Origin of the sequence: Bradyrhizobium sp. STM 3843 (assembly GCF_000239815.1) — a bacterium.
GTDB lineage: Bacteria > Pseudomonadota > Alphaproteobacteria > Rhizobiales > Xanthobacteraceae > Bradyrhizobium.
Window position 1 is genome coordinate 1 of sequence record NZ_CAFK01000192.1, and the last position, 7,509, is coordinate 7,509.

Consider the following 7,509-nt stretch of genomic DNA (forward strand, 5'->3'; position numbering starts at 1 on the left):
GGCTATTACCGGGTCGGCTTCGATCTGCAGATCTCGCGCAGCCTGGTGGCGGCGGACTGGTATGCCCCCGGAGATACGCGACAGCTCAACGCTGACGACCATGACCTCGGCGGCGCCAGCGCCCTGCTGGTGCCTCCTCAGTCGGACGAGATCGCGCGGCTGCTGGTCACCGGTGACAAGGCGGGAAACGTATACCTGCTCAGCAGCGCAAATCTCGGGCATTGGGCCGGCGAAGTTCAGCGCATTCATCCGTTCAACGGCGAGGTGAGATGCGCACCGGCATTCTATCGCGCGGCCAACGGCGATCGTATCGTCTATCTGAGCGGTGCCGGCAGACCCGGCCTCTGTGCATTCAAGATCGGCACGCAGGACGGCCGCTTCGGCCTGCACGAATTCTGGCAGGCCAAGGACATCTTCGGTTCAACCGTTGCCTTCGCCAACGCTGCAGGCTCGCCGATCGTCATCACGACGCCGGCCACCGACCGGCTCGGCGAGCTTCCCCTGGTCTGGGTGACCGACGGCGGCGACGACCACAATCCTTCGGCGCTGTGGGCGTTCAACGGTCTCGACGGCACCGAGCTGTTCAACTCACTGCGGGATCCCAATGATCGCTCCGCCGTGCTTCCTCATTACCCGCCGATGAGCTGCACCGAGAACAGCGTATTCGTCGGGACCAATCGAGGTCTCGCGTGCTACCGGCTTCCCGCGCTCAGCGCGGCCGCGCAACTGAACCTCGTCGCGTTCAATCTCGATCATCCGTCCGGCGGCAATCACGGCTATTGCCGCATGACACGCGAGGGCCTCGACAGTTCAGGCGGCGCGGCCTGGGGCACGGCGGCCCAGATCCCCGGCTGGTTCGGCAATGAGAACCAGGGCGGCGGCATCGCGACGGCCGACATCAATGGCAACGGCCGGCCGGATCTCGTGGTGTTCCACATCGATCATCCGTCCAACGGCAATCATGGCTACTACCGCGTCGGCTGGGATCTGACGCCTGCTGGCCGCGCCGCGAGCTGGGGCAGCCCGGTCCAAATTCCCGGCTGGTTCGGCAACGAGAATCAGGGCGGCGGCATCGCGGTCGGTGATCTCGACGGCAACGGCCGGCCCGACCTGGTCGTGTTCCACATCGATCACCCCTCGAACGGCAATCACGGCTACTACCGCATCGGCAAGAATCTCGACACCGCGGGCAACGTCACCGGCGGCTGGAGCAATCCGATCCAGATTCCCGGCTGGTTCGGCAACGAGAACCAGGGCGGCGGTATTGCGCTCGCCGATATCAACGGCAACGGCCGGCCGGATCTGATCGTGTTTCACATCGATCATCCCTCGAACGGCAATCACGGCTACTACCGCGTTGGCTGGAATCTCGACGCGGCGGGCAATGTCACCGGGGGCTGGAGCAGCCCGATTCAGATCCCCGGCTGGTTCGGCAATGAAAACCAGGGCGGCAGCATCGCGGTCGCCGACGTGAATGGCGATGGCCGGCCCGACCTGATCGTGTTCCACCTCGATCATCCGTCCAACGGCAATCACGGCTATTACCGGATCGGCTGGAAGCTGGACATCACCGGCAACGTCACCGGTGGCTGGAGCAGCCCGGTGCAGATACCCGGCTGGTTCGGCAACGAAGATCAGGCGGGCGCAGTGGCGGCGGCCAATCTTCCGTTCTCATGGTCGTGGCCGGATCTGGCGGCGATGTAATGTGAAGCAAGAGCGCGGGGTGCCGGATGCGGCGCCCCGCATGAATCGTAAGCCGGTCATGCGCGCTGCCGCCTATGTCGCCGATCCCTATGCCTATTACCGCGGCCTGCGCGCACAAGCGCCGGCGTGCTGGAATCCCGACGTCAACGCGTGGACACTGACCCGCTACTCCGACGTGATGGACCTCATCAGGCATCCGGCGCTGTCCGTGGGGCGGCTGCCGCTGGCGCAGCCGGTGGCGGGCGAGGGCAGGCGGGGTGACATGCTGGAGCAGCATCTCGCGCACTGGCTGATCCGGATGGACGGTCCCGATCACGCGCGGCTCCGGGCGCTCGCCAAGCGCGGCATGCCCAACCGGTTCGCCGATCAAATGCGGCCGCTCGTGCGCCAACGCGCCGCGGCGCTGCTCGGCAAGCTGCTCAGCGGCGCTGCAATCATCGACGTCATCAGCGACTACGCCGCGCCGCTCGCGCTGGCCGCGATCTGCGATGCGCTCGGCCTGCCCGAGCAGGATCACGCGCAATTTCGGCACTGGTCGGAGTGCATCGAACAGGGGGCGGGACGCGGCTGCTCGGCGAGCCAGGTGTCGCGGGCGATCGAGGCAGTGCAGGCCACGCGTGCCTATCTAGCGCAGCAGGTTGGCCGCGTGCAGGCGTCCGGCCTGATCAGCGCGTTCGCAGGTTCAAGCGTGAACGGTGCCGTGATGAGCCGGGACGAGGTGATCTCGACCGCGTCGCTGCTGCTGCTTGCCGGTCACGAGACCAGCACGCATGCGCTGGCCAATGCGCTATTGGCGCTGTTTGATCATCCGTCCGAACTCGAGAAACTCCGGCATGGCGATTGCGACACGGGGGCCATCGACGAGCTGCTTCGCTATGACACGCCGCTCCAGGGACTGATGCGGCGCGCAACGGCCTGTTTCGAATGGCAGGGACAGCGGGTTTCGGTGGGACAGACGCTGGTGCTGTGGCTGGGCTCGGCCAATCGCGACCCGGCCGTGTTTGCCGAACCCGACCGGCTGAACCTCAACCGGCAGGCTTTGCGGCACGCAAGCTTCGGCTTCGGCGCGCATCGATGTCTCGGGGCAGGGCTCGCGCATTGCATCCTCGAGGAGGGGCTCTTGGCCTTCCTGGCCGCCGCGCCAAAGGCGGTCCGCCTGGCCCGGAGTCTCGAATGGCGCGGCAACATGTTGTTCCGGTCTCAGACCAGACTGCTGGTCCAGCTCTACTGACCGTTGGGCTCGCCGCGCCGCCGGACCCGCTTGATGGTGCCGGAAAACGAGAACAGCGGCCGCTCGCCGGATTTCAGCAAGCCGCGGAGGAAGATCAGGGAGGCGCCGGCGCGGGTCACTTCGCCGGTGGCTTCGACCAGCTCGCCCTGGCGTGCGGCGTCGAGGAATTCGGAGGAGAACGAGACGGTGACGGCCGGACCTTGCAGGATCGGTGCGGCAAAGGCGAACAGGCAATAGTCGGCGAAGGTCATGAAGCAGCCGCCATGGACGTTGCCGCTGCCGTTGAGGTGTTTCTTCTCCACCCGGAACGCGCAGCGGATCGAGCCGTCATCCTCCATCCGGTGCCAGAACGGGCCGGTCTGGCTTTCAAAGCTGTCGCGCAGCCAGGTGCGCCAGCCGGCGAATTCGCCGTCGGCGGCGATGTGGATACCGGGGCGGTTGTCGAAGGCGGAGCGGGCGAGGTCGTGCACGGGCGGGGCCTTTAATTGCTGATTTACCTTCTTAAATCCGATTGATCGTCGCTCTGCAAATCTCCCGTTCCCTGGTCACAGGCCAAAGCTCTGGACAGGGCGGATCGGGGCCGTAAAAGGCCTTTTCCGGTCCGGCCTATGTTTCTATGAAACAGGCTTAGGGAATAGCGGCCCACGGGGCAAAGGCACCTCTCCATGCGTAACGAACCGCAGATCACCCCCGAACTCGTCGCCGCCCATGGCCTGAAGCCGGACGAATATGAGCGCATCCTGAAGCTGATCGGGCGGGTCCCGACCTTCACCGAACTCGGCATCTTTTCGGCGATGTGGAACGAGCACTGCTCGTACAAGTCGTCGCGCATTCATCTGCGGGGACTGCCGACCAAGGCGCCCTGGGTGATCCAGGGACCTGGCGAGAACGCCGGCGTGATCGATATCGGCGACGGCCAGGCCGTCGTGTTCAAGATGGAGAGCCACAACCACCCGAGCTATATCGAGCCCTATCAGGGTGCGACCACCGGCGTCGGCGGTATTCTGCGCGACGTCTTCACCATGGGCGCGCGTCCGATCGCCTGCCTCAATGCGCTGTCGTTCGGCGCGCCGGAGCATCCCAAGACCCGGCACCTGGTGTCCGGCGTGGTCGCTGGCATCGGTGGCTACGGCAATTCCTTCGGCGTGCCGACGGTGGGCGGACAGACCCGCTTCCATACCCGCTATGACGGCAACATCCTGGTCAACGCGATGGCGGTGGGCCTCGCCGATGCCGACAAGATCTTCTACGCGGCCGCCTCCGGCGTGAACATGCCGATCGTCTATCTCGGTTCCAAGACCGGCCGCGACGGTATCCACGGCGCCTCGATGGCCTCGGCGGAGTTTGACGACTCCTCGGAGGAGAAGCGTCCGACCGTGCAGGTCGGCGATCCTTTCGCCGAGAAGCTGCTGCTGGAAGCCTGCCTCGAGATCATGGCCGCCGACTGTGTGATCGCGATCCAGGACATGGGCGCGGCGGGCCTGACCTGTTCGGCGGTCGAGATGGGCGCCAAGGGCGATCTCGGCGTCGACCTCGATCTCGACGCGGTGCCGACCCGCGAGACCGGCATGAGCGCCTACGAGATGATGCTCTCGGAAAGCCAAGAGCGCATGCTGATGGTGCTCAAGCCGGAGAAGGAGGAAGAGGCGGAGGCCATCTTCCGCAAATGGGGCCTCGACTTCGCGGTCGTCGGCTACACCACGCCGAGCAAGCGCTTCATCGTCAAGCATGGCGGTGACGTGATGGCCGATCTGCCGATCAAGGAGCTTGGCGACGAGGCACCGGTCTACGACCGGCCGCACGTGGCTTCGCCGGCGCTGCCGGTGATCCATGCCCGCGAGACCACGGCGCCGATCGGAATTATCCCCGCATTGGAGCAGCTGATCGCGACGCCCGATCTCTGCTCCAAGCGCTGGGTCTGGGAGCAATACGACCACGTCATCCTCGGTAACACCGTGCAGCGGCCGGGCGGCGACGCCGCTGTCGTCCGCGTGCAGGATGGGCCGAAGGGTTTGGCGCTCACCGTCGACGTCACGCCGCGCTATTGCGAGGCCGATCCGTTCGAGGGCGGCAAGCAGGCGGTTGCGGAAGCCTGGCGCAACATCACCGCTGTCGGCGGCCGGCCGCTCGCGATCACCGACAATCTCAACTTCGGCAATCCGGAGCGGCCCGAGATCATGGGTCAGTTCGTCGGCTGCCTGAAGGGCATCTCGGAAGCCTGTCGTGCGCTCGACTTCCCGGTCGTCTCCGGCAACGTCTCGCTCTACAACGAGACCAACGGCCGTGCGATCCTGCCGACCCCATCGATCGGCGGCGTCGGCCTGCTCGACGATTTCACCAAATCCGCGACGCTTGCGTTCAAGGCCGAAGGCGAGGCGATCCTCTTGATCGGCGAGACCCATGGCTGGCTCGGGCAGTCGGTCTATTTGCGCGATATCTGCGGTCGCGAAGAGGGCGCACCGCCGCCGGTCGATCTCGAGGCCGAGAAGCGCAATGGCGACGTCGTCCGCGGCATGATCCACGCCGGCACCGCAACAGCCGTACACGATCTCGCGGATGGCGGGCTCCTGGTCGCGCTCACCGAGATGGCGATGGCCTCAGGCATCGGCGCCCGGCTGCTCGCGGCTCCCGCGGCGATCGTGCCGCATGCCTATTGGTTCGGCGAGGACCAGGCCCGCTACATCGTGACGATGCCCGAAATTGAAGCCGGCCGTGTCCTCGCCAAGATGCGCGGCTGCGGCATTCCCTGCGTCAGGATCGGCACCACCGGCGGCGATGCGATCGCGATTGCCGGGGAGGCGCCGGTCGAGGTCGCGAGCCTGAAGACGCGGTTCGAAAGCTGGCTGCCGGCCTTTATGGGCGGGGCGGCTTAAAGCGTCATTGCCTGCTCGTCGTCCCGGCCAAGCGAAGCGCGAGCCGGGACCCGTACTCCCAGGCCGGAGTTGTCTTGCAGGTTGGTCGAAACATCGCGCCCGACGACAACGCCCTAAGGTTATGGGTCCCCCGCGTTCGCGGGGACGACAGCGGCGTTTGTATCTGGCTTTTGCGGCGGTAGATCGCCCTACAACACGTTCTTCGCGCCCGGAATCTGTCGCAGGACCCAGGTGGCACCCCAGCTGAGCAGGGTGGTGCCGACAAAGGCAATCGATGCCTTGACGACGGCCGGCAGGTTGAAGTCGAACAGCCAGTACTGGATCCACAGCACGATCGGATAGTGCACCAGGAAGATGCCATAGGCGTCGGCCTGCATGCGATCGAGCACGGAGAATTCCGAGCGTCGATTGTTCAGGAAATAGGCGAGAATGCAGAACATCATGCCGGCACTGAACACGGCGAAGAATAGGCCGTAGGCTGCCTCGTACCAGTCCGGTTGGACCGGCGGATTGCCAAGCACCAGACGCTTGACGGCGATCAACCCCCATAGCAGGCAGTACGGAATCAGTGTGACGATGATCCAGCGCGGCAGTCCGCCTTGCGAGAGCTGGCCTTCTGCGCCGAGGAGCCCGCGCTCGAAATTGGCCGCTCCAATCCCGGCCCCGATGTAGAAATAGGCTGCATAAAGCAGCACGCGGCTGGACTGCACCGAAAAGGCGCCGAATTCGAACCAGTGATTGGGACCGAAATAGACCCGCAATGGAACGTAAAGAATCGCGGTGACGGCAACCAGGAACAGGAAGACGACACGCGGCCGATCAAAGCCGCGCAGCGACAGCCGATTGAGGGGATCGAGCAGGGTCGGCGAGAGCTGGTAGAGCAGGCACGCCGAGAGATCGAAGGCGAGCAGCACCCAGATGAACCAGACCGGACCGCTTGGCCACGGCCCGACCGTCACGGTCTTCCACCAGAAGGCGGAAAAACTCGCATCGGGATTGGCGCGCAGCTCGATCGCGTAATAGGCGAGCGGGATCAGCGTCAGCACTGCGATCGCGAACGGCAGGCCGAGCCGCAGCAGGCGGTCGCGCAGGAACACCTGCGGCGGCTTGTGCTTCAAGCCGGGCCATACGAACAGTCCCGACAGGAAGAAGAACATTGCCATGAAGAAACTGTCGGTCGCGAGCACAATGCAGTCGAAGCCGATGAAAGAGCTCGGGTCCGTGTGTCCGAAATAGGTGTAGGGGATGACTGCGTGATGCAGCACGACCACGAGAGTCAGGAACGTGCGGGCATGATCGAGCGCGGCATTGCGGGCTCTGGTGCGCGGCGGCGATTGGAGCTCGACCTTTGCAGCTGCAGCCGATTGCGAAACCGATATGACCATGTGAGCCTGCCCCTTTGCTCTGCCTTCCGAAGCTCGCAGCCGCTCCACCAGCTCCTACGCGGGGTTCGCAGCGCGCAAGCATACGCCTAGGTCGCATTCCATGTTGCTGGTTGCGCTGCAAATAGCAAGGGCAGCGCCGACACACCTCAACCGACGCTTGGCAATTGTGGCCCGCGGAAAACATGCGTCACCCCGAGCGGGCAATGCCGGCCCTTGCAGCGCTGGAACCGCCTCCTACTCCCACCGTTAGACACGGGGACTGTGCCGCTGCGGCGCAAAAGACCACTCTACTGGAGGATTGGACCGTGACACTTCT

Annotated in this window: 5 protein-coding genes; 3 read left to right on the top strand and 2 right to left on the bottom strand. The window is 65.0% G+C overall.

Translation table 11 applies throughout. The features are described from left to right. Together BRAS3843_RS38960 and BRAS3843_RS20035 are read left to right on the top strand one after the other, a co-directional pair. Window positions 1-1,704, top strand: a 1,704-nt coding sequence (locus BRAS3843_RS38960) for a VCBS repeat-containing protein (protein WP_139024927.1), incomplete at its 5' end; no start/stop codon positions are given. Between the two features lie 40 nt (window positions 1,705-1,744). Further along, window positions 1,745-2,935, top strand: a complete 1,191-nt coding sequence (locus BRAS3843_RS20035) for a cytochrome P450 (protein ID WP_139024928.1) — start codon at window positions 1,745-1,747, stop codon at window positions 2,933-2,935. Here the strand turns inward: BRAS3843_RS20035 and BRAS3843_RS20040 are convergent. Beyond that, complete coding sequence (locus tag BRAS3843_RS20040) at window positions 2,929-3,405, bottom strand: PaaI family thioesterase (RefSeq protein WP_008970835.1); 477 nt, start codon at window positions 3,403-3,405, stop codon at window positions 2,929-2,931. The genes BRAS3843_RS20035 and BRAS3843_RS20040 overlap by 7 nt on opposite strands. A gap of 195 nt (window positions 3,406-3,600) precedes the next feature. Here BRAS3843_RS20040 and purL point away from each other — a divergent pair, with 195 nt between their 5' ends. Further along, a complete protein-coding gene (gene purL / locus BRAS3843_RS20045; protein WP_008970836.1) occupies window positions 3,601-5,808 on the top strand; it encodes a phosphoribosylformylglycinamidine synthase subunit PurL in 2,208 nt (735 codons plus the stop codon). Between the two features lie 188 nt (window positions 5,809-5,996). On the opposite strand, the gene BRAS3843_RS20050 is transcribed toward purL, so the two are convergent. After that, entirely contained in the window at window positions 5,997-7,193 is a 1,197-nt protein-coding gene (locus BRAS3843_RS20050; protein ID WP_008970837.1) for an acyltransferase, read from the bottom strand. Between the last annotated feature and the right edge of the window lie 316 nt (window positions 7,194-7,509).